The organism is Caballeronia temeraria, from assembly GCF_001544795.2.
Classification (GTDB): Bacteria; Pseudomonadota; Gammaproteobacteria; order Burkholderiales; family Burkholderiaceae; genus Caballeronia; species Caballeronia temeraria.
The window spans coordinates 68,028-90,390 of record NZ_FCOI02000017.1; the positions used below are offsets into that span (position 1 = coordinate 68,028).

Annotated in this window: 19 protein-coding genes and 4 pseudogenes; 18 read left to right on the forward strand and 5 right to left on the reverse strand. The window is 64.2% G+C overall.

The window, feature by feature from the left end; translation table 11 throughout:
- Positions 1–19: 19 nt before the first annotated feature.
- Positions 20–1,294 (reverse strand): alpha/beta fold hydrolase, encoded by a 1,275-nt coding sequence (locus AWB76_RS23245; RefSeq protein ID WP_061162564.1) that lies wholly within the window; start codon positions 1,292–1,294, stop codon positions 20–22.
- A gap of 199 nt (positions 1,295–1,493) precedes the next feature.
- On the opposite strand from AWB76_RS23245, the gene AWB76_RS23250 reads away from it, so the two are divergent.
- On the forward strand, positions 1,494–2,201 hold the full coding sequence (locus tag AWB76_RS23250; protein WP_061162491.1) for a TetR/AcrR family transcriptional regulator: 708 nt from the start codon (positions 1,494–1,496) through the stop codon (positions 2,199–2,201).
- 276 nt (positions 2,202–2,477) lie between these two features.
- Here the strand turns inward: AWB76_RS23250 and AWB76_RS23255 are convergent, their stop codons facing one another.
- The gene (locus tag AWB76_RS23255; protein ID WP_061162492.1) at positions 2,478–3,308 is read right to left on the reverse strand and encodes a CmcJ/NvfI family oxidoreductase; all 831 of its coding nucleotides are present in this window, start codon (positions 3,306–3,308) and stop codon (positions 2,478–2,480) included.
- Positions 3,309–3,820: 512 nt separating this feature from the next.
- Between AWB76_RS23255 and AWB76_RS23265 the strand changes: the two genes are divergently transcribed.
- Genes AWB76_RS23265 through AWB76_RS23290 form a run of 6 tightly spaced genes read left to right on the forward strand, consistent with a single transcriptional unit; the run spans position 3,821 to position 11,719 of the window.
- Complete coding sequence (locus tag AWB76_RS23265; protein WP_061162494.1) at positions 3,821–5,065, forward strand: acyl-CoA dehydrogenase family protein; 1,245 nt, start codon at positions 3,821–3,823, stop codon at positions 5,063–5,065.
- 29 nt (positions 5,066–5,094) lie between these two features.
- Positions 5,095–6,492: an LLM class flavin-dependent oxidoreductase gene (locus AWB76_RS23270; protein ID WP_061162495.1), complete on the forward strand. Its 1,398-nt coding sequence runs from the start codon at positions 5,095–5,097 to the stop codon at positions 6,490–6,492.
- Positions 6,489–8,189, forward strand: coding sequence for an ABC transporter ATP-binding protein (locus tag AWB76_RS23275; RefSeq protein ID WP_061162496.1), 1,701 nt, complete (start codon positions 6,489–6,491; stop codon positions 8,187–8,189). The genes AWB76_RS23270 and AWB76_RS23275 overlap by 4 nt, the downstream gene beginning before the upstream one ends.
- A complete protein-coding gene (locus tag AWB76_RS23280) occupies positions 8,131–9,846 on the forward strand; it encodes an ABC transporter substrate-binding protein (RefSeq protein WP_061162565.1) in 1,716 nt (571 codons plus the stop codon). The genes AWB76_RS23275 and AWB76_RS23280 overlap by 59 nt, the downstream gene beginning before the upstream one ends.
- Positions 9,847–9,851: 5 nt before the next feature.
- A complete protein-coding gene (locus tag AWB76_RS23285; protein WP_061162566.1) occupies positions 9,852–10,844 on the forward strand; it encodes an ABC transporter permease in 993 nt (330 codons plus the stop codon).
- Positions 10,841–11,719 carry an ABC transporter permease gene (locus AWB76_RS23290; RefSeq protein WP_061162497.1) on the forward strand — a complete coding sequence of 293 codons (879 nt, stop codon included), beginning with the start codon at positions 10,841–10,843 and terminating at the stop codon, positions 11,717–11,719. The genes AWB76_RS23285 and AWB76_RS23290 overlap by 4 nt, the downstream gene beginning before the upstream one ends.
- A 23-nt stretch (positions 11,720–11,742) precedes the next feature.
- On the opposite strand, the gene AWB76_RS23295 is transcribed toward AWB76_RS23290, so the two are convergent.
- The gene (locus tag AWB76_RS23295; protein WP_061162498.1) at positions 11,743–12,555 is read right to left on the reverse strand and encodes a MetQ/NlpA family ABC transporter substrate-binding protein; all 813 of its coding nucleotides are present in this window, start codon (positions 12,553–12,555) and stop codon (positions 11,743–11,745) included.
- A gap of 179 nt (positions 12,556–12,734) precedes the next feature.
- Between AWB76_RS23295 and AWB76_RS23300 the strand changes: the two genes are divergently transcribed.
- The 11 genes and pseudogenes from AWB76_RS23300 to AWB76_RS42755 all read left to right on the forward strand — a co-directional run bounded on the left by AWB76_RS23300 (position 12,735) and on the right by AWB76_RS42755 (position 19,816).
- Complete coding sequence (locus tag AWB76_RS23300; protein ID WP_061162499.1) at positions 12,735–13,910, forward strand: acyl-CoA dehydrogenase family protein; 1,176 nt, start codon at positions 12,735–12,737, stop codon at positions 13,908–13,910.
- A gap of 449 nt (positions 13,911–14,359) precedes the next feature.
- A pseudogene (locus AWB76_RS39280) lies at positions 14,360–14,813 on the forward strand (LLM class flavin-dependent oxidoreductase); the annotation flags it as partial.
- Entirely contained in the window at positions 14,805–15,347 is a 543-nt protein-coding gene (locus tag AWB76_RS23305) for a periplasmic substrate-binding domain-containing protein (protein ID WP_244173431.1), read from the forward strand. The pseudogene AWB76_RS39280 and the gene AWB76_RS23305, both read left to right, overlap by 9 nt.
- Positions 15,348–15,375: 28 nt before the next feature.
- Positions 15,376–16,432: pseudogene (locus tag AWB76_RS23310) on the forward strand (aldo/keto reductase).
- 97 nt (positions 16,433–16,529) lie between these two features.
- A pseudogene (locus AWB76_RS42235) lies at positions 16,530–16,691 on the forward strand (acyl-CoA dehydrogenase family protein); the annotation flags it as partial.
- Positions 16,674–17,165, forward strand: a complete 492-nt coding sequence (locus AWB76_RS23320) for an acyl-CoA dehydrogenase family protein (protein ID WP_244173432.1) — start codon at positions 16,674–16,676, stop codon at positions 17,163–17,165. The pseudogene AWB76_RS42235 and the gene AWB76_RS23320, both read left to right, overlap by 18 nt.
- Positions 17,162–17,596, forward strand: coding sequence for an ABC transporter substrate-binding protein (locus tag AWB76_RS42905; protein WP_341845303.1), 435 nt, complete (start codon positions 17,162–17,164; stop codon positions 17,594–17,596). Before AWB76_RS23320 ends, AWB76_RS42905 begins: the two co-directional genes overlap by 4 nt.
- Positions 17,554–18,252, forward strand: coding sequence for an ABC transporter substrate-binding protein (locus AWB76_RS42910; protein ID WP_341845304.1), 699 nt, complete (start codon positions 17,554–17,556; stop codon positions 18,250–18,252). The genes AWB76_RS42905 and AWB76_RS42910 overlap by 43 nt, the downstream gene beginning before the upstream one ends.
- A 273-nt stretch (positions 18,253–18,525) precedes the next feature.
- Positions 18,526–18,591, forward strand: a pseudogene (locus AWB76_RS42750) (hypothetical protein); the annotation flags it as partial.
- Positions 18,592–18,613: 22 nt separating this feature from the next.
- Positions 18,614–18,898, forward strand: a complete 285-nt coding sequence (locus AWB76_RS40175) for a MetQ/NlpA family ABC transporter substrate-binding protein (RefSeq protein ID WP_074171390.1) — start codon at positions 18,614–18,616, stop codon at positions 18,896–18,898.
- 72 nt (positions 18,899–18,970) lie between these two features.
- On the forward strand, positions 18,971–19,816 hold the full coding sequence (locus tag AWB76_RS42755; RefSeq protein ID WP_061162567.1) for an H-NS family nucleoid-associated regulatory protein: 846 nt from the start codon (positions 18,971–18,973) through the stop codon (positions 19,814–19,816).
- Between the two features lie 241 nt (positions 19,817–20,057).
- Here the strand turns inward: AWB76_RS42755 and AWB76_RS23345 are convergent, their stop codons facing one another.
- Together AWB76_RS23345 and AWB76_RS23350 are read right to left on the reverse strand one after the other, a co-directional pair.
- Positions 20,058–20,912, reverse strand: coding sequence for a lipase family protein (locus AWB76_RS23345; RefSeq protein ID WP_074171395.1), 855 nt, complete (start codon positions 20,910–20,912; stop codon positions 20,058–20,060).
- A gap of 190 nt (positions 20,913–21,102) precedes the next feature.
- Positions 21,103–21,747: a hypothetical protein gene (locus AWB76_RS23350; protein ID WP_061162505.1), complete on the reverse strand. Its 645-nt coding sequence runs from the start codon at positions 21,745–21,747 to the stop codon at positions 21,103–21,105.
- Positions 21,748–22,363 lie beyond the last annotated feature (616 nt).

Here is a 22,363-nt window from a genome sequence, read left to right on the forward strand (position 1 = left end):
CGTGTCTGGTCAAGCGGATTCATTGAGGAAAGGTTTCGCGCAGCCAGTCGCGCACGATGCGGCCGGCGATATAGCGGCCCGCTTCCTCGCCTTCGGCAAGCGCTCGGCCGTGATGGTCGCCACGCACCCGGCGATGCGATTTCGCCGACGAACCGAGGCTCGCGTAAATGTCCGCGACGACACTTGGAAAGCACGCCTGATCGCCGGTGTATTCGACGACGAGCGAGGGTTGCGTGATCGCGGATGCAGTCTTCGAAAGCAGCGCGTTCGACGACACGCCCGACCACGTCGACAGCCACGCTTCCGGCGAGCAGCATCGGGCGAAGCCGACCGAGCCGTAATTCGAAGCGAACGGGTCCGCGCCCCACAGCGAACCGTAGCGGCGATCGGACGGATCGAGCGACAGATCGAAGCAGCGCAGATCGGCATCGGTGCGCCAGACGGTCATCAACGGCGTATGCGCGGCCACGCGGCGCGTGCGGGCATCGGCGTGGCCGCCGCCGGACTTGACGCGCGCGCGGGCGTCGAGACGCTCGGCGATCAGATCGCGCGCGATGGCGTCGAGGCGTTTCACGCGCGCGATTTGCGCCGCGCGATAGCGTGTGACGAAGGCGGCGTCATGGCGGGACGAACGGGGCGGCTGGTCGAAACCATTGGACGGCGCGAACGGATCGAGCGCCTCGTCGACGCTGAGCGCATCGTTTTCGTCCGTGACTGAAGGATCGATGCAGCCTTGCAGCAACGCGCCCTGCCCCGGATGCGGTGCGACGAAGATCACGCCATCGGCCGGCGGCATGTCGAGCGTCGCAAGTTTCGTAGGCCGTCCGCCCGGCGTACGTTCGATGCGGTTTTCCGGCGCGAGATTCGATTGCTGTGCATAAAGCGCGTAGAGGCCGCTTCCGCCCGAGTTGCCGAGCAGCACCACGCGCTTGAACCCGGCTTCGCGCAGAAAACGCATGCCGGCCGCCACGTCATAGAGCGCAAACTCGTGCTCGAGACGCATGTCGTTACCCACGGAACGCGGTGCTTGCGTCCACGCCGCGTACCCCGTGCCGACGATATCCGGGATCAGGTAATGGCAGGCCATGAATTCGCGCGGATGCATGATGCACACGACCGTATCCGACGCGCCGGGCGAATAGAGCGAGCCGCTCGTCGCCGCGCCGTCCTGCGTGCGCAGCACGACATTGCGCGTGCTAACACCCGCCGGCAGATCGCGGGGATTCCAGTCGGTGTTGAGGAATCCTGCCGTGGCGCCGTCAGCGCCGGCGCGCATTTGTTCAGAGCGATTCATCAAGGTCATCTCCTTTTTTTACATCTTAGTCGAATTATTTTACGTTTTAGTAGATTTTGGCTAGTGGTTTTTACGGATGTGTCGATTATCGGCCAGCCCGGCTTGCCGCGCGGCCGGTCAGCACGGGCGCGGGCTCCCGACGCGACGCCGGTTTGAGGTATCGTGTTGGTCGTTCTGACACATTCGTCGAAAACGCCGCATGACCCGAACCCAGACCAAAAGCGACGCCTTGCGCGAAAACATCCTCGAAGTGGCGACGCGCCTTTTTATCGAGCGCGGCTTCGACGGCACGAGCTTCAACGACATCGCCGACGCGATCGGTGTGAGCCGGCCCGCGCTCTACTACTATTTCAAGAGCAAGGAAGCGATTCTCGAAGTGCTGACGGAGACGGTCACGCGCGCGGCCGGACAACTAGCCTCGGAAGCAGTGCCCGAGGACATGAAACATCCGGCCGGCATGCTGCGGCATCTGGTGCTGCGCCACGCACAGTTGATCCTCACGCATCCGCTGCAGTTTCGGGTCGTGGAAAGAAATGAAGGCAACCTGCCTCCGAAGCAACGCGAGCTGGCGGAACAGGCGCGCCGCGCGGTGCTCGAACAGTTTGAGCACGCAATCGAATTCGGCATCGAGCAGGGAGAGTTTCGCGAGCTGGACGCGAAGGTCGCGGCGTTCTCGATCATCGGCATGTGCAACTGGAGCGCATGGTGGTTTTCGCCCACTGGCCCGCGCTCTCTCGAACAGGTCTCGGAGCAGATTGCCGACATGGCCTTGCACTCGGTGCAAACGGAAAACGAAAGGCAGTTGCGAGAGCCGAGCGTCGCCAAAGTGATTCGATTCCTGCGCGACGATATCGACATGCTGGAACGGCGTCTCGCGTCGGGCGGCGGCTTTTCGGAGCCTCGCTGACTGTTTAACGGGAAAAGTTCATCGACCCTCTAACACTCAAGGCGTGGTTATTCGCTTCGGTAGATTGAGCTTGCCGAATGGGGGTTCGTGCAATCGAGGGACGAACGCGGGAGCACTGCCCGATGGATCGCTGTGCCAGCAGTGCTGTGCTGCAGCCGCTTGCTGCTGCGTGTAGTTGAATGGAACGAGCTCCGTTACGTCGGCGTCGGGTCGACGATGCGGTAGCTGCCTGAGTGTGTGCAACAGGTACGTACTTGCAGCACGTACTGGGCTTGCTCAGAAGAACAGCAGGCTGCGCAACTCGATGCTGCGGCGTGGCCGTGCATCGGGCGGCGAAGTCGGATCGTCGAAGGCCGTGTGCGCGGTGAAACGCGCGACGCCGTCGCCTGCCGAGTCGTAGATCTTGATGAGCAGCGCCTCGTCGGGCGACATCAGCGGGAAGTAGTACCAGCGATGTAGTGGGTTATGCACGAACGCATAGGTTTCGCCCGTCATCGTCGGATAGATGAAGTCCTGCGCGACGGCATCGCGTTCGTCGATGCTGCGCGAATCGCACAGTGCGAGCGGTGACGATTCGACCACCTCGCCCACCGGTCGCCAGAGATTGACGATCGCAAAGCGTCCTTGCAGCAGTCGCGCGGCTTCCTCGCCGGGTAGATGATCGCGCACGCGGCGCGGCCCGGAAACGAAGGTCTGATCGTTGTGGATCAGATGCACCGGCTCCTTAACGCCGTTCGCGCGCGCGGCCGCGCCATCCCGCAGCGTGTGATCGAAGATGACGACGCGCTTCGCCCCCGTCCATTGCTTCAGCAGTCGCTCGGATCGCGGGTAGTAGACCGAACGAATCGCGGCATCGTCGGAGAAATCGCTGAGCACGCTTGCTTCGCGATGCAACTCGAAACCATTCCGGTCGAGCGACAGGCCGCCCGGCGGCGGTCGCAGCCGCGCATTCGAAATCTTCACCGCACGCGTGCGATATTCGCCGGTGCGGCGCGGCACGCCGGGCGGCGGATCGTAGGCGTACGACGCGGGCTTCACGCCCGTAGGCACGAGGTAGTTCAGCCCGGCCTCGACTTCGACCGGCTGCTCGATCACGACATCGCTCATGATTGCACGTCCCGCTGGCTAGGTTCGACAGACTGAATCTAGGCTCGCGGGAACGGTTCCACAACGAAGCTTTTCTGCAATGCATTGCACGCGACGAACGCGATGAACAGCGCCACGTAGCCGTTCGTATGCTTGCCGGGATCACCCGCGAGCTGCCCGCTACGAAGAGCGCGCACGCGAGCACGAACCCCAGCAAGGCGATCGCGACCGCCGGCTAGTCCTCCGTGCCGAACAGCCGGTGCGCGTCGGTCGCCGTCACCGCGCTTGCGCCGGTGCGTTCGCGGGCAATCGATCTGTCGCTCATCGCTCTCCCCTTTGTGCACGCGTGGCGCGTCAGCATGAAATCGTCCATTGCGGCGGCATGATCGATCATGCCCGAGGCTGCGCGGCGTCGGATAGCGTCGCCTAATAACGAATAGCGACGATCGCGCTTAGCTTCTGATGATTCATCGTTTAGCGTTGGCGCACGGGTTACAGATAATCGACGCTTTCACGAGTTACATCGGAGCGCCATGCCTTTCGATCGCAATGCTCCCCTGCCTGCCGGCGTCGCCGTCGGCGCTGCGTGGGGCCCCGGCCCCACGGAGCAGTACGCCGCGCTCGCCGCACGCTTTCGGCCGGTGTTCGCGCGCATCCGCGCGCAGAGCGTCGAGCGCGAGCTCGAACGCCGTCTCCCCGCCGACGAAATCGCCTGGCTGCGCGACGCCGGCTTCACGTCCTTGCGCGTGCCGGCCGACTACGGCGGCCAGGGCATCCGCCTCGTCGAATTGTTCGAGTTGCTGATCGAGTTATCCGAAGCGGATTCCAACATCACGCAGGCGCTGCGCGCGCATTTCGGGTTCATCGAGCACGCGCTCGACAGCCCCGTCGAACGGCGCGAGCGATGGCTCGCCCGGCTCGCGACGGGCGTCATCGTCGGGGCGGCGTGGTCCGAGACCGGCGAAGCCCCGCGCAGCCATTTCGCGACGCGTCTCACGCGCGACGCGAAGGGCTGGCATCTGAACGGCACGAAGTTCTATACGACCGGCTCGATCTTCGCCGACTGGATCCACGTCGGCGCAACCGACGCGGACGACGAGGCGTTATCCGTCACGGTCGACCGTCGCGCGGACGGCGTCGAAGTGATCGACGACTGGGACGGCATGGGCCAGCGCCTCACCGCGAGCGGCACGAGCCGCTTCAACAACGTGAAGGTCGACGAACACGAGATCGTCGCAGGCCGCGCGCCGTTTCCCTATTCCGAAGCGTTCTATCAACTCGTGCATCTGGCGACGCTCGCGGGCATCGGCCGCGCCGTCGCGAGCGATGCGGCCGCCGCCATCGCCGCGCGCAAGCGCAGTTACAGCCATGCGGTCAGCACGCGCGCCGCGGACGATCCGCAATTGCTGCAAGTGGTCGGCCGCGCCCGCGCGCATGCCTGGACCGCCGGCGCGATCGTCGCGCAAGCGGCGCGCGCGCTCGAACGCGCGGTGGCATCGTTCGACCGGCCGGATGCGCTCGCCGTCATCGCCGAAACGGAGATCGAGATCTGGCAGGCGCAGACGGTCGCGTCGCAACTCGTTCTCGACGCGAGCGCGAGCGTGTTCGACGCGCTCGGCGCATCCGCGACGCTGCGCACCGCCGGACTCGACCGCTACTGGCGCAACGCGCGCACCATCGCGTCGCACAATCCGCGCATCTACAAGGACCGGATCGTCGGCGATTTCGCCGTGAACGGCACGCTGCCGCCGGGCCAATGGCGCATCGGCGTGGCCTGACTCTTCCTTCGTTCGCCCCACGCCCTTTCATGAGCAAGAAGCACATCATTCTGAACGCGTTCAACATGAACTGCGTCGGCCATATCAATCATGGCCTCTGGACCCATCCGCGCGACCGTTCGACGGACTATCGCAAGCTCTCCTACTGGACCGATCTGGCGAAGCTACTGGAGCGCGGCCTCTTCGACGGGCTGTTCATCGCGGATATCGTCGGCGTGTACGACGTTTATCAGCAATCGGTCGATGTCACCCTGAAGGAGTCGGTGCAGTTGCCCGTCAACGATCCGATGATGCTCGTCTCGGCGATGGCCGCCGCGACGCAGAACCTCGGCTTCGGCATCACCGTCAATCTCACCTACGAAGCGCCGTATCTGCTCGCGCGGCGCTTCTCGACGCTCGATCATCTGACCGAGGGCCGCATCGGCTGGAATATCGTGACCGGCTATCTCGACAGCGCCGCCCGCGCGATGTGCGCAACCGAGATGATCGCGCACGACGAGCGCTACGATCGCGCCGACGAGTATCTGGACGTGCTCTACAAGCTGTGGGAAGGAAGCTGGCAGGACGACGCGGTGCCGCGCGACCGCGAGGCGCGCGTGTTCGCCGATCCCGCGAAGGTGCGCAAGGTGCGGCATCGCGGCCGCTATTACGACGTCGACGGTTATCACCTGTGCGAGCCGTCGCCGCAACGCACGCCGGTGCTGTTCCAGGCCGGATCGTCGGGGCGCGGCCAGGCTTTCGCCGTGCGTCATGCCGAGTGCGTGTTCGTGTCGAGCCAGAGCAAGGAGGGCACGCGCAAGCTCGTGAGCGCGCTGCGCGCGCAAGCCGTCGAAGCCGGACGCGACGCAGGCGATCTGAAGATCATCATGGGCATCACCGTGGTGGTCGGCCGCACGCAGCGCGAAGCCGAAGAGAAGCTCGCCGAGTACGCGCGGTATGCGAGTCCAGAAGCGGGTCTCGCGCACTTCGCGGCGGGCAGCGGCATCGACTACTCGACTTACGCGCCCAATGACGAACTCGCGCCACCCGGCGGTCACAAGGGACGCGGCATCGAATCGTCGGTGCAGCGCGTGACCGACGGCAAGCGCGGCGTCACGGTGCGGCATCTGCTCGAACAGATGCAGTTGGGCGGCCGCTACACGACCATCGTCGGCGACCCGGTTCAGGTGGCCGACGCGCTGCAATCCTGGGTCGACGAAGCCGGCATCGACGGCTTCAATCTCACGCGGACCGTGACGCCGGAAAGCTACGAGGACTTCATCGATCTCGTCATTCCCGAATTGCAGTCGCGCGGCATCTACAAGACGGCGTATGCCCGAGGCACGCTGCGCGAGAAGCTCTTCGGCGGCGGCGCACGGCTCGGCACGCGTCACACGGCCGCCGGGTTCCGCGGCTTGTCCGGGCCGGCCGACAGGCAGGCGACATGAACGCCGCGACGCCACTGCTCCAGATCGACGGATTGAGCGTGTCCTTCGGCGGCCATGCGGCGGTTCGCCCGTTCGATCTGACGATGGCGCGCGGCGAGATCGTCGCGCTCGTCGGCGAATCGGGCAGTGGCAAATCCACCGTCGCCCTCGCGACGATGGGACTGTTGCCGGAACGTGCCCGGGTGCAGGGCGCGGTCCGCTTCGAGGAAAAGCCGCTCTTCGCGCAAAGCGAGCGTGAATGGAGCGCGCTGCGGGGCAATCGAATCAGCATGATCTTTCAGGAGCCGATGACCTCGCTGAACCCGCTTCAGCCCATCGGCAAGCAGGTCGCCGAAGCGCTCACGCTGCACCGCCCGCTGTCCGCTCAGGCCGCGCGCGAGGAAGCGCTCGAGCTGCTCGAACTCGTCCACCTGCCCGAGCCACGCCGGCGCTTCGCGCACTATCCGCATCAACTGTCGGGCGGACAGCGGCAACGCGTGATGATCGCCATCGCGGTCGCGTGCCGCCCCGGCCTCCTGATCGCCGACGAGCCGACCACCGCGCTCGACGTCACCATCCAGGCGCAGATTCTGGCGCTGATCGACCGCCTGCGGCGCGAACTGTCGATGGCCGTGCTGCTCATTACGCACGATCTCGGCGTGGTCGGGCGCTGGGCGGATCGCGTGGTCGTGATGAAGGACGGCGCGAAGGTCGAGGAAGCATCGAACCGGCAACTGTTCACGCAGCCCGCGCAACCGTACACGCGCGCGCTGCTCGGCGCATCGCTGCATTTCGGCGCGGGACTGCATTATCGCGACGCGCGGCTCACCGACGCGCCGCATGCTACGCCGCGCGCCATCGCCGAGACGCCCGCGCGCATTCTGCTGGACGCCCGCGACGTGCGCGTCGACTACGACGGCGTGCGCGCCGTGGACGGCGTCAGCTTCGAGATTCGCGCGGGCGAGACAGTGGGCCTCGTCGGCGAATCGGGGTGCGGCAAGTCATCGCTGTCGCGGGCGCTGACGCGGCTCGCGGAGCCCACGGGCGGGCGCATCGTCTTCGACGGCGACGACGTCACGCATCGTGGACGGCGTGCGTTGCGGCCCTATCGGCGCCGCGTGCAGATGATCTTTCAGGACCCGTACGGCTCGCTCAATCCGCGTCATACCGTCGAAGGCACACTCGGTCACGCGCTCGCCATTCACGGCGTCTCGAACCGGCGCGAACGGCATGACAGGATTCGCCGCATCGTCGACGCAGTCGGCCTGCCGGAATCGGCGCTGCGGCGCTATCCGCACGAGTTCTCCGGCGGGCAGCGTCAGCGCATTGGCATCGCGCGGGCGCTCGTGCTGCGCCCGGAACTCGTCATCTGCGACGAACCCGTGTCCGCGCTCGACGTCTCCGTTCAGGCGCAGATTCTCGACTTGCTCGCCGACCTCAAGCACGAGCTCGGCCTCGCGCTGCTCTTCATTTCGCACGACCTGTCGGTCGTTCGCTACATCGCCGACCGCGTGCTCGTGATGCAGGCGGGACGCATCGTCGAGAGCGGAGATCACGCTTCGATCTGGACCTCGCCGCACCACACCTACACGCGCGCATTGATCGACGCGGTGCCGTCATCGCATGCCTCATTCTTATTCGATACAAGGAAAATTGATCGTGACTTTCAAGCGCAAGCCGCAGCCGACCTCGACCTCGACGCTCCTGTTCCGCGATGATCCGCTGGGCGCCGCGGTGGCCGATCTGAAGCGGCGCCGGTTGCTCAAGGGCGCGGGCGCGCTCGTCGCGGGCGCGGCGACGCCGTTCACGTTCACGGGCAACGCCTGGTCCACGACCGAAACGACGCCGATCACGCTGAACGGCGCGAAGCGCGGCGGCACGCTAACAGCGGTCATCCATCCGGAACCGCCAACGCTCGCCTTCTTCGTCAACTCCGCAACGATGATCGGCGCGGTCGCGAGCAAGATCTTCGACGGCCTCGTCGAATACGGCCCGGATCTGAAGCCGCGCCCGCAGCTCGCGGAGAGCTGGACCGTCTCGCCCGACGGCCTTGCATGGACCTTCAAGCTGCGCCGCAATGCGCTTTGGCACGACGGCCAGCCTTTCACGTCCGCCGACGTCAAATTCTCCGCGGAGGAAGTCTGGCTGAAGATCAGCCCGGCATCGCGGCGCGTGTTGCAGTACTTGACGAAGATCGATACGCCGGATGCGCACACGGTCGTGCTGCATCTGTCGAAATCGACACCGGCGACGTTCGGCATTCTCGATTCGCTCGGCACGCCGATCCTGCCGAAGCATCTCTATGAGAATACGGACATCCGCAACAATCCGTACAACAACAAGCCGGTCGGCACGGGTCCGTTCAAGTTCACGGAATGGGCGCGCGGCGATCGCATCGTGCTCGACCGCTTCGACAAGTATTGGGCGCCGGGTCAGCCGTATCTCGACCGCATCACATGGAAGATCACGCCCGACGTTTCCGGCCGCGCGACCGCGCTGGAAACCGGTGCGGCGCAATATGGCGAACGCAATCCGGTGACTTTCGCCGATGCCGACCGGCTCGCGAAGCTGCCGAATCTCGTCGTCTCGCGCGAAGGCTATAACGGCTACGCGGCGTGGCTCTGGCTGGAACCGAATCTGCGCGATCCGATCCTCGGCAAGCTCGAAGTGCGTCAGGCGATCGCGCACGCAATCAACCGCGACGTGCTGGTCAAGACCGTCTGGGGCGGCTACGCCGTGCCCGCGACCGGGCCGGAGTCGTCGCTGGTGAAGTCGTTCTATACGGCGGACACGCAGCAGTATCCGTACGATCCGAAGCGCGCCGAGGCCTTGCTCGACCAGGCCGGCTTCCCGAAGAAGGCGGACGGCTGGCGGTTCAAGCTCGATCACGATTTCATTCCATACGGCGACGACTACCGGCGTACCGGCGAATTCGTGCGTCAGGCGCTGCGACGCGTGGGCATCGACGTGAATCTGCGCGGGCAGGACTTGCCAACGTGGATCAAGAATGTCTTCACCGATTACAACTTTCAGCTCATCAGCAGCTGGGGCACGGACGGCCTCGATCCGCAGATCGGCATCGAGCAGCATTACTGGTCGAAGGCGGCCTCGAACGGCACGCCGTGGTTCAACGCATCCGGCTATGCGAGCCCCGAGATGGACCGCGTGATCGAAGCGGCGCAGACGGAAACCGATCCTGCCAAACGGCGCGATCTCTACGTCGAATTGCAGAAGATCGCGCAGCGCGACCTGTCACTCATCAACCTGTTCGAGTTCCGCTGGTTCGGCGTATGGGCGAAGGACTTGCGCAACGTCACCGACACCGCCAGCCATTCGCGCGCCAACTTCGCGCGCGTCTGGTTCGACAAGGCGTGACCGTCATGCGGCTCACATCGGCGCTCGCGGGACGCAGGATCGGGCACAGGCTGATTCAGCTCGTGCTCGTGCTGCTCGGCACAACCATGCTCAACTTCGTGCTGCTCAAGCTGATGCCCGGCGATCTCGTCGATGTCATCGCGAGCGAGAGCGGAAACGTGTCGCCGCAATATGTCGCGCAGCTGCGCGAAGCGTATGGCCTGAATCACGGCGTCGGGTGGCAACTGCTGCATTACGTCGAACACGCGCTGCGGCTCGATCTCGGCTTTTCGTTTCGCTTCGGCGAACCGGTCGCGTCGCTGATCTTCGCGCGCCTGCCCGCCACGCTCGCGCTGATCGGCACGGCGCTCGTCGTCTCCGTGAGCCTCGGGCTCGTGCTCGGCGTGCTCGCCGCGCGGCGCCCGCACGGTGTCGTCGATACGCTCGTCTCCACGCTCGCGACCATCGGCTATTCCGCGCCGATGTTCTGGACCGCGCTGCTCTTGATCGTGGTCTTCGGCGTGCATCTCGACTGGCTGCCGATCGGTGGAGTCGCCGATACCAACGTTGCGCATCGCGGCGTGGCGCGCCTGCTCGATCATCTGCGCCATCTCGTGCTGCCTGCCGCGACGCTCGTGCTGTACTACGTGGCCATTTTCGCGCGGCTCGCGCGGGCTTCGATGATCGAGACGCTGCAGGAGGATTTCATCCGCACCGCGCGCGCGAAAGGCGGCCGGCCGTGGTACGTGACGACGCATCATGCGCTGCGCCATGCGGTGCTGCCCGTGCTCACGATGCTCGGCCTGCAGGGCAGCGCGCTGATCGGCGGCTCCGTGATCGTCGAGACGGTGTTCGGCTGGCCGGGGCTCGGGCAACTGTCGTTCGAGGCCATCAAAAGCCGCGATGTCAACCTGCTAGTCGGGGTGCTGCTGCTCTCGGCATGTCTCGTGGTCCTGCTCAATCTGATCGTCGATCTGCTCTACGGACTCGTCGATCCACGCACGAGGTCGAACCGATGAAGCCGCTTACTCTTCTGCGCCAGCCCTCCGCGCTCGTCGGCGTGATCCTGCTCGCACTGGCGCTTTTCGCGGCGCTTTCGGCCAACTGGCTCTTTCCCGGCGATCCGCTCGACACGGTCGCCGCGCCCTATCAATGGCCCGGTGCCGACCGCGCGTATCCGCTCGGCACCGACCTGATGGGCCGCGACCTGCTCGCCGGTCTTTTTCACGGCGCGCGCGTTTCGCTGTACGTCGGCGGGACGGTCGCCGTTATCGCGCTCGTGCTGGGCGTGCTGATAGGCGGCCTCGCGGGTTACTTCGGCGGCGTGGTCGACCGGGTGCTCATGGCGATTACCGAGTTCTTCCAGACCGTGCCGCCGTTTCTGCTCGCGATCATCCTCGTGGCGATTCTCACGCCGTCACTTTCGACGATCGTGTTCGCGCTCGGCGTAACGGCGTGGCCGGGCATCGCGCGGCTCACGCGTGGCGAGTTCATCGTGCTGCGCGAGCGCGAGTTCGTTCGCGCGAGCATTGCGCTCGGCGCAAGCGATGCGCATCTGATCTTCATCGAGATCCTGCCCAACGCGCTCACGCCAATCCTCGTTTCGACCGCGCTGCTCGTCGCGAACGCGATTTTGTCAGAAGCGGCGCTGTCGTTTCTCGGGCTTGGCGATCCGAACGTGGTGAGCTGGGGCTCAATGGTCGGCACGGGACGCGAAGCGCTGCGCACCGCGTGGTACATGATCGCGGTGCCCGGCTCGGCCATCGCGCTGACCGTGCTCGCGCTCAATCTGCTGAGCGATGCGCTGCACGCCGCGTTCAATCCGCGTCTGTCGAGAAGCCGCCGCGACGATGCGGCGTCGCGCCGCGAAGCCGTCGAAGGGCTGCAGCCTTGAGCGTTGCGCCGCAGCGTTCCGTCTTACTGCGCCGGTTTCGAGAATCCCGCGAAGCGCTGCTCGATCACGCGCGCGAAATCCGCCGACCGGTATGCGTTCGCGATGTCCGTCACATACGGCTTATTCAGATCGGCCGTGCGCACCGCAACGAGATTCAGGTAGTACGGCGGAATCTTTTCGAGCAGGAGCGCGTCATTGAGCTTGAGGCCCGCTGCCAGCGCAAAGTTGCCGTTCACGAAGGCATAGTCGACGTCATCGAGCGAGCGCGGCAATTGCGCGGCTTCGAGCGGCACGAGCTTTATCCTGTGCGGATTCGAGGCGATATCCCGCTCCGACGACTTCACCGGATCGACGCCCGGCTTGAGCGTCACCCAGCCGAGTTGCTGCAACAGAATGATCGCGCGCGCCTGATTGGTGACGTCGTTGGGCAGCGACACGGTGGCGCCGTCCTTCAGTTCGTCGAGGCGCTTGTGCTTGTGGCTGTAGAGTCCGATCGGCGCGGTCGGCACCTTCACGAGCTCCGAGAGCGCGAGTTTGTGATCCGCCGAGAACTTCTTGAGATACACCTCGTGCTGGAATGCATTGGCGTCGAGCGCGCCGTCGGCGAGCGCGAGGTTCGGCTGCACGTAGTCGCTGAACTCGACGATCGTCACCTTGTAACCTTCCTTCTCCAGCTGTGGCTTGATACCGTAGCGAATCTGGTCGGAGTAAGGTCCGGCCGTCGCGCCGAACCGGATCTCGGGCTTGTTCGGATCGGCGGCCTGCGCGAGCGATGCGATCGTTGCGCTCAATGCGATAGCCAGTACGCCGGCCCGCAACGGATGAAACTTCTTCATTGGGTTCTCCTCTTGCTTCGCGCGCGCGAGGCAGCGAAGCGGTTATGGTCGATGCTGCGCAATAAGCTTACAAATCGGCCCATCCGAGCCAAACCAATGTATTTTTCTATGGTTTTCCGGTTTGACGGCAAAGCCGGCCATCGAACACGGAGTACCCCTCACCGACAGGAGACGCTGCAATGAGTCGCACTCAAGACACTCCGTGGGCCGAGCATCTGGAAGCGGTGCTGCGCGAATGGGCGAAAACCGCCGCGGCGCGCGACAAGGCCGGCGGCACCGCCTTTCACGAGCGCCGCCTGTTGCGCGAAAGCGGCCTGCTGCGCCTGTCGTTGCCGGTGGAACACGGCGGCGACGGCGCCCCGTGGTCGACAACGCTCGATGTCGTCAGACGCATGGCGCAGGTCGACAGCTCGCTTGCGCATCTTTTCGCGTTTCATCATTTGCAACTCGCGACGATTCGCCTCTTCGGCAGCGATGCGCAGATTCGCCATTGGTCGCGTGAGACCGTCGCGCAGGGCTGGTTCTGGGGCAACGCGCTCAATCCGCTCGACAAGAGCACGCGCGCCTTGCCAGGCGACGCCGGCGGGTATGTCTTCGATGGCCGCAAGAGCTTTTGTTCCGGCGCCCGCGATTCGGACCAGTTGCTCGCGTCCGCATTCGATGGCGACGGGCGGCTGCTGATCGGCGTCACACCGACGAATCGCGCGGGCATCACCGTGCTCGACGACTGGGACAACATGGGGCAGCGCCAGACCGACAGCGGCACGGTGATCTTCGAGCGCGTGCCCATCGCGGCGGACGAATTGCTGCTTCATCCGGGACCGCTTTCCAGCCCACTCGCCACGCTGCGGCCTCTGCTCGCGCAGTCGATCCTGTGTCATATCTATCTCGGCATCGGCGAAGGCGCATTGCAGGCGGCGCGCGACGCGACGCTCGCGCAGACGCGGCCGTGGATTGCCTCGCAGGCCGAGCGTCCCGCCGAGGATCCGTATGTGATCGCGCACTACGGCGACTTCTGGGTCGCGCTTGAAGGGGCGCGTCTGCTCGTCGAGCGTTCGATGCAGGCCCTCGATCGCGCGTGGGAGCGCGGCCTTGCCCTTACCGAGAACGAGCGCGGCGAAGTGGCCGTCGCAGTCGCGACGGCGAAGGTGGCGGCTGCGCGCGCGGGGCTCGACGTCGCGCATCGCATGTTCGAAGTGACGGGCGCGCGCTCGACGACGGCGGCGTTGCGGCTCGACCGCTTCTGGCGCAATGTGCGCGTGCACACGCTGCACGATCCACTCGATTACAAGGTGCGCGAGCTGGGCGACTGGGCGCTCAACGGACGCATTCCGAAGCCGTCGTTCTATTCGTGAGGCGACGCGCCGCGCCATGCACTTTCGCCATGGCGCGCGGCCACTAGCGCAATCTGCGCGCGAACTTCAGCCACAAGCCGCTGCATCACAAGGCCAAGGTGATAGGCGCCTACGTGCTCATTGGCGTGAAAGCGACGCCGCGCGCGAACACTAGACTCCGCGCGAATGCTGTTTCGGAGTGCATGATGAGTGTCGATGTGATCTGATTCCCGGCCAACTCCGCGACACACGCTATCTCGAAGTGTCCGATGGCGGCCGCCTTCAACCAGCTCCTTCATCCGGCAGATCGCCGTCGACGAGGCGCGGCGTCGAAAGCATGTGACGCTGACTGCAATGCCGCGCGTCGAAAACAATCCACAAATAATTCGTTGTCCGCTCGCGTACACGCGTGCTTAACTTTCGCGCTCCGATGCATGAGCGCCGAAAGGCCAATCTTATGGACAAGCAACATGAGCGAGACCACGCATCCCCCGCACGCTGAAGCACGGGCTACGCAGCCGCGTCCCAGCGCATTCGTCCATGTCCCTTCGCCCGCGCAGTTCCCCGACAGTCCGGTGTCGCGCGTGTTCGCGCAGCCGCTCATGCTGGGACTCTTCCTGCCGATCCAGGCAGGCGGCTGGAGCGCATCCACGCTGCCGCGCACGACCGACTGGTCCTTCGACTACAACGCCGATCTTGTGCTGAAGGCCGAATCGCTCGGCTTCGACCTCGTGTTCGCGCTGTCGCAATGGCTGCCCAAAGGCGGTTACGGCGGCGTCTTCAATGGCCAGGCGCTCGATTCTTTCATGACGCTCGCCGCGCTCACCGCACGTACTGAGCGCATCATTCTCGCGGCCACCAGCCACGTGCTGTACGGCCCGTGGCAATCCGTTCGACCTCGCGCGCGCCAACGCGCTGCTCGACGAGGCTGGGTATCCGCGCCGGGCGGACGGCACGCGCTTCGCGCTGACGGCCGATCCGCTCCCAATCGGCGATCTGCCGTCGCGCGCAGCGGAGTACGCGAGGTCTGCGCTGAACCGCGTGGGCATCACCGTGACGATCCGCACGCAGGATCTGCCCGCGTATCTCAAGCGAATCTATACGGATCGCGATTTCGATTTCAGCATCAACGGCATGAGCAATCTCTTCGATCCGGTGGTCGGCGTGGCCCGTCTCTATACCACCGACAACTTCAGGCCCGGCGTGCCGTTTACGAACGGCTCGCACTACAGCAATCCGGAGATTGACCGGCTGTTCGCCGACGCCGCGCAGGAAACCGACGAAACGAAACGCACGCAGTATTTCGCGCAGATCCAGCGCATTCTCGAAAAAGACCTGGCCGATCTCAACCTGGTCTCGCCTCAATACGTGACGGTTTATTCACGCGGCGTGCGCAATCACACGATATCGCCCGATGGGACGGCTGCGAGTTTCGCCGATGTCTGGCTGCAACGCTGACACCTTTATCTTCAACGACACGAACGACATGGAACATCGCCAGCTCGGCCAAAGCGGCCTGAAACTCTCCACTCTTACGCTCGGCACGATGATGTTCGGCGGTGCGACCGACGATGCGACGTCAGCGCGCGTCATCGATCAGGCGGCGGAACAGGGCGTCAACTCGATCGACACCGCGGACGTCTACAACGGCGGCGAATCCGAACGCGTCGTCGGACGCCATATCGCGAGACAGCGGGATCGTTGGGTGCTCGCGACGAAGTTCGGCAATCCGCTGCGCGACCCATCGGGCCACGCGGATGCAGATGTGAACGCGGCCGGCGCCTCACGCAAGCACGTGCTGCGAGCGGTCGACGCGAGCCTCGCGCGTTTGGGCACCGATTACATCGATCTCTTCTATCTGCATCGCGAGGATCACGCGACGCCCGTCGAGGAAGCCGTGCGCGCGCTCGGCGATCTGATCGCGGCGGGCAAGATCCGCTATTACGGATTGTCGAATCATCGCGCATGGCGCATCGCGGAGTTCGCGCATGTCGCCGATGCGCTCGGCGTGCCGCGTCCAGTCGCCAGCCAGCCGCTCTACAACATCGCCAATCGTCAGGCCCGAGGCCGAGCAGCTCACGGCCGCGCACCGCTACGGACTCGGCGTGATTTCGTATAGCCCGCTCGCGCGCGGCGTGCTGACAGGCAAGTACCAGCCGGGCGCGACGCCCGCCGCCGACACCCGCGCGGGACGCAACGACCGCCGGCTGCAACAGACCGAATGGCGTCCCGAGTCGATCGAACTCGCGCGTCGCGTGCACGAACATGCCGCGTCGCGCGGCGTGACGGCCGGCCAGTTCGCGCTCGCGTGGGTGCTGAACAGCCGTTACGTGACATCGACCATCGCGGGGCCGCGCACCGAAGCGCAGTGGCGGGACTATCCGCCCGCGCTCGACTTCCGGCTCGATGCGCGTGACGAGGCCTTCGTCGATACGCTCGTCGCGACCGGCCATCCGTCGACGCCGGGATTCAACGATCCGGGCCATCCTTTTTTTGGCCGCATCGCGCGGCATGGCGCGCACGACGATACGGTGACACGATGAACGCACATCGAACGCTGATCGACGCCGCAGGCGAACTCGGGCGCGCCTTCGCCGCGCAAGCCGCCGAGCACGACCGCACCGGCGCGGCGCCCGTCGCGCAGTTCAAGCGCTCGAACGGGCAGGCCTGTTGCGTGCCAACATTCCGGCCGACGAAGGCGGACACGGCGCCGGACTGGCCGTGTCGTGCGCGATCGTGAGCGAGATCGCGCGCGGCGATCCGTCCGTCGCGCTGATTCTGTCGATGCACTATTGCCAGCACGCAATCATCACGCGCGCCGAACGCACGGCTTCGGACGACTGGCCGCCCGCGCTCGCGAGACGCCTGCGGCGGGCTTCCGTCGAAGGCCGCGCGCTGCTCAACGCGGCGCAGGTGGAACCGGCGCTCGGCTCGCCATCGTTCGGCGGATTGCCCGATACGATCGCGCATCGCACGCGCGGCGGCTGGAGCATCTCCGGCCATAAGGTCTATGTGACCGGCGCGCCGCTGCTCGCATGGATCAACGTGCTCGCGCGCACCGACGAGGACGAGCCGCGCCTCGGGCATTTTCTCGTGCCGCGCGACGCGCCGGGCGTGCGCATCGTCGGCACATGGGACCCGATCGGCATGCGCGCGAGCGCGAGCCAGGACGTGCTGTTCGACGACGTCGCCCTGGCACGCGACGACGCCGTTGCGCTTCAGCACGCTCGCCTCGGGACGGGCTTCAATACCGCTTCACCCTGCGTCGCGGCGTGAAGTGGCATGACGGCACGAGTTTCACGTCCGATGACGTCGCCTATTCCATTCTGACGCTGAAGCAGGCCCATCCGCGCGGCCGCAGCACCTTCGCCAACGTGACCGATGTCAAAACGCCCGATCGCTACACCGTGGTCATCGACTTGTCGAAGCCGGCGCCGTTCCTGCTGACCGCCCTGTCGGGCTCGGAGTCGCCGATCGTCCCGAAGCACCTCTATCAAGGCACGGACGTCGTATCGAACCCGCACAACAGCGCGCCGATCGGCACCGGGCCGTTCGTCTTCAAGGAGTTCGTGCGCGGTGACCACATTCTGCTGGAGCGCAACCCGGACTACTGGGACAAGCCCAAGCCCTACGTCGACCGGATCATCGTGCGCTTCCTTCCTCCGTGCGCCGGGTCATCTCGCAGGCCATCGACGTCAACGCGCTGAACCGCGTCGTCTGGTACGGCTACGGCACCGTCTCCGCCGCTGCGATCGGCGTGGCGAATTCGCGCTATCACGATCCGGACATTCACTACTTTCCCTACGATCCCGCGCAGGCCAACGCAACGCTCGACAGTCTGGGCTTGAAGCGCGGCCCCGACGGCAAGCGCTTTGCACTGCGGCTCCTCTACAACCCGTTCCAGGACGCGCGCGCCGCCGATTTCGTGCGCCAGTCGCTGGCCCGCATCGGCATCGACGCGCAGGTGCAGAGCTACGACTTCGGTGCTTATGTCGTCAAGGCCTACACCGATCGCGCGTTCGACATTACGCTCGAAGCGCTTTCCAACGTGTTCGATCCGACTGTGGGCGTGCAGCGGGTGTTCTGGTCGAAGAACTTCAAGATCGGCCTGCCGTTTTCCAACGCCGCGCACTATTCGAATCCGGAAGTGGACCGGCTGCTCGAAGCAGCCTCGGTCGAAACGGACGAAAACAGGCGCCGCCAACTGTTCCGGCAGTTCCTGCAAATCGTGCACGACGATATTCCATCGATCGAGTTCGGCGCGAATCCGAACATCACGATCGCATCGACCAAATTGAAGAACTATGCATCCACGGGCGAAGGCCTGAGGGGCAATTTCGCGGACCTCTACATCCTGCCGTGACGAGCGCCGAAGGCGAAGGCGGGCCGCATAAAGTCATGTCAACGGATTGGTTATCGGAACAGGATCGAGTCCAGAGAGTGACCGGGTTCGCCAACCTCACAATAAGGACGCCGCGTTCGTGCAACGACTCTCGCGTCCCTGTCTGCGCGCGCTGCTATACGCTTTTTTTGCCGTGATCGTGAGCGCGACCGCGCGTACCGAAACGCCGTTGCTCAAGACCCGGGGGTGACGAGCGGACCTCATGAGGAGATCTTCGAGGCGCCGAAAAGGGTCGTGGAGCGCGACTATGGCCTGCGCATCAAGATCGTGTCGTTCAACGACTATATTCAACCCGACGCGGCCCTTGACGGCGGCGACCTCGATGCCAACAGCTACCAGCACGGGTCTTTCCTCTCCTCGCCGATTCGCGTGCTACAAGCTGCTCGGCATCGGTCGCGCGTCGATCAGGCCTGTCGGATTGTATTCGAAGCGTTACCGGAAGTACTCGGACCTGCCGGACGGCGTGACCATCTGCATACCGAGCGATCGCACCGACGAGAACCGGAGTCGGCTGTTGTTGCAGAAGGTACCGGACGTTTTTGCGCTGACCAACCCTGCACGCGCGGTGGGGAGGCTTAATGAGAAAGTCATTCGGCAGCGACGCTAGTCCAAGAGCCGCGACATGTATTTTGCAGGCCCGGTGTGGCATAGTGCGCGGATGACCACTAAGGGGAAGTCCATGCCTACGCTCAAGGCACTACAAGACAAGATCGCCAAGCTTCAGGCGCAAGCCGAAGCGATCGCGAAGAAAGAGTCGTCGGCAGTTTTCGGCAAGATCCGTGACTTGATGGAGAAGCACGGTCTGACGCCGGATGATATCGCGGCCCATTTCCGTAAGCCGGGCGCAGGTCGCCAATCCGCGGTCGCAACGAAATCAACAATCCGGGGAGTGGCCAAGTACGTCGATCCGAAGACCGGAGCGACATGGACGGGGCATGGACGCGCGCCCGCATGGATCGCCAATGCGAAGAATCGCGACAAGTTTCTCGCCAATGCGAAGAATCGCGACAAGTTTCTCGCCAATGCGAACAGTCTCCCGGCGGCAGTTGCTGACAAGAAGCCGAAAGCGGGCAACTATGTTCGCGGTCCGCAAGCGCCGAAGTATCGAGATCCGATGAGCGGCGAGACGTGGAGCGGTCGCGGTCGTGCGCCGGCCTGGTTAGCCACAGCCAGGGACAGAACGCAATTTCTGATCGAAAAGCCGGAGATTGCATCAGCAAAATCTGAACCGGCACCTGCCAAAAAAGCGACGAAGAAGGTCCCCGCGAAGAAAGCGGCGAAGAAGACTGCAACCAAGACGGCGACGGTGAAGAAGGGGTCAATCGCCAAGTCAGCAAAGAAGGCCGTGAGCAAAGCATCCTCGGCTGCAAAGAAGGCCACGCCTGCCACAAAGAAGACGGCTGCGAAAGAGGCCACAGTGAGGAGAGCGCCGACGAAGCGTGTTGCGCAAAAAGAGTCGGTCGTGGTCGAAACACCTACTCTTACGGTTGAACCGAACGTATTAAGTACGGCGACCTCGGCGTAAGGGCCGACTCCAGCAAGGCACCGTCACCGTTGGAATGTCAGGCAATCTGTGAAAACGCCGGTCCGTGATGCTTCAGCCATTTTCTGAACTAACCGCCACTTTTTGCACGGTTCGAACGAAGCCCCCAACCGTGACGCGGTGGCCTCGATCAATAACCAAAGCTCGCCGTCCAGCAACCTTGATCAGGCTCTGATTGGCGTGGGCGTACGGCATTCGTTCGGACCTGTCGAGCCAGCACGCGTCATGGCATGAAGCAACGCACGTAATTGATGGGCGCGTGATCGGCGAGATCGCGCACCACCACATTGCCGGCTTTCCACGCGTAATGCAGCAGGTAATGCTCGCGCGCGGCGGTGCGATCGCCGCGTACGAAGGCTTCATCGCTGGAGGAAGCCCGCACGCCTTTGCGCGTCAAATAAGCTGCCTCGCCGGCGTGAACATAACCGCCGACTTCCGGCGGCAATTCGGTGACGACATCGCAGCAATCGACCAGCCGCATCATGTCGCTACCGGCAAGCGTCGCGACGAACGCCGCATCGCCCACGCGCGGCGAGCCGATGGTGATGAGCCTGTCCGGCGCGATCAGACTGGCATACAGCGTCGCGATGGCCGCGCCGAGGCTATGGCCGGTCAGTATCAAGCGCTTGCGGGCGGCTTGCGTGTGCTCCAGCCACCGCTCGACCTCGGGCAAGACACTGCGCGCCGCGCCCGCGAATCCCTTATGCACCCGGCCCGCCTTTTCGGTCCAATCTGTCAGCGTGAAAGCTAGATCAGTACCGAGGTCGGTAAGCTCAGTCGGTTCTGTGCCGCGAAATGCGAGCACGCACAGGCCGTCCGACGATCGGGATGCGCCGAAGCCTTGCGTGCCGGTGGCGGCGTCCTCGAAGATGGTCACGTCATCGAAGCGTACGCGGCCGAGCGCTTCTTTCAGGCGTGCAAGTCCGGCGTCGTGATCCTCGTAGTGAATATAGGCGAGTCGTGCAAGTTCGACGGACAACGCCACTTCGTCGTACTCCGCGCCAGGCACGAATACGGTGGCCCGCAGGTGCGGCGATTCGAGCGCTACGCGGCTCGCATCATAAGGTATGTTCAGCATAACGGCCTCCACGATCGCCATGATCACAGGACCCGGACGCTTCGCTTGCAAGGAAGGGGCTAGCGTACCCCTTGCATCCGTGGATGCTTAACCGAGTGACGCTTGGTGGCGACCCCAGAGGTCAAATCAACAGACGGGTTCGATGGTGAGTGCGTCAGTTACCTGCGAAAACAGCACCGCCAAGGTTCGCTCAAATTCGACGATTTTCCTCACAATCGTTCCAGTACCGCAGTGGGTCGCGATGGTCTGGATAACGTGAATCAAGCCACGCTGCGAGCTTCGCCCAGTCTGGATGGTGGGTTCCTGTTCGCGCCGACCAGTTCGACGATCGCTCGAGAATTCGACCCGTCCCGCGATCGCGAACAAGCACGCTGCCGAGACCGCTCGAAGTGTTTGCCTGTGATTCGACAAGGTAGCGTGGCAGGAGCCTGAGTTCAGCATCCTTGGCCCATCCGTATAACCCGCGAATTACGCCGGCGGCATCTCGCAATTCGGTGGGGCCGCTTTCCGGGCGAACCGCTGTCCACCCTTCAGGAAACTCCGCGACAACCTCGTCTTTGCCTTCTCGCACCCACTTCACGCGCAAAGCCCGCGTCATCGCTTCGCGCATGCGAGGCACCGACAGGTACCCCGGCGGCAGTTCGATCGACACCGGCAGCGTGATCAGGTTGTCTTTCCAGAGAACGGATGCGTCCTCAACGCGCTTGCCGACATCGGAGACGTCTGGTCCGAACGGATTCTCGGGGCGGCTCGACACGCTCGCCTTTGCCGGCGGCAACCCCTCGAAGAGGCGCTCAGCGTCCTGACGGGTCAGTTTCGACTTTCCTTTATTCATGGTCTCTCAGTGCCAGATTTGGATCGGCTCAAACGCGCACGCGCCCTCATTGCAAAGCGGTCTAGCGACGACGATAGCGCATATGATCTCACGCTCTCAAGCTCGCGTTCATCGTAGCCGCTAACGTGTTGACCTTGGGCCGACGCCGCGGGGCGCGAAGCAAACGACGTCACGGTGTGTGGCGCTCGCTCGGAAAGTGTGTCCCCAATCAGATCGGGCGCCAACGTTGTCAGCAAAGGTGACGGTCACGATGCTTCGCCGCGTCCAAGGACGCTCGAGCTGTAGCAACACGGGCATTCGTAACACCTTCCGCAGGCGGCTAGGAAGTCTGCTTGCGCCAGATTTGCCCCAACAGGACGATGGTCTTTATTGCTGAGAAAATCCGCATTGATGGTTAGTTGCGCTGTTTTGCCACCTGGAGGCACTTCGCGATAAAAAGGAGACGCCGTCACGTCGAGAGGAGACGCCATTCCTGCGCCAGTCTTATCGCTCAAACGACAACTCCGCTTGGCGGTCCCAGACGAGACATTCGATCAGACCAGTGCAAAGGCTGATAAACGCTCGCCCGCGGTGCCTCGGGCCCTCCAGGTTTGAGTGAGCCTGCGCGCGTTCAAGA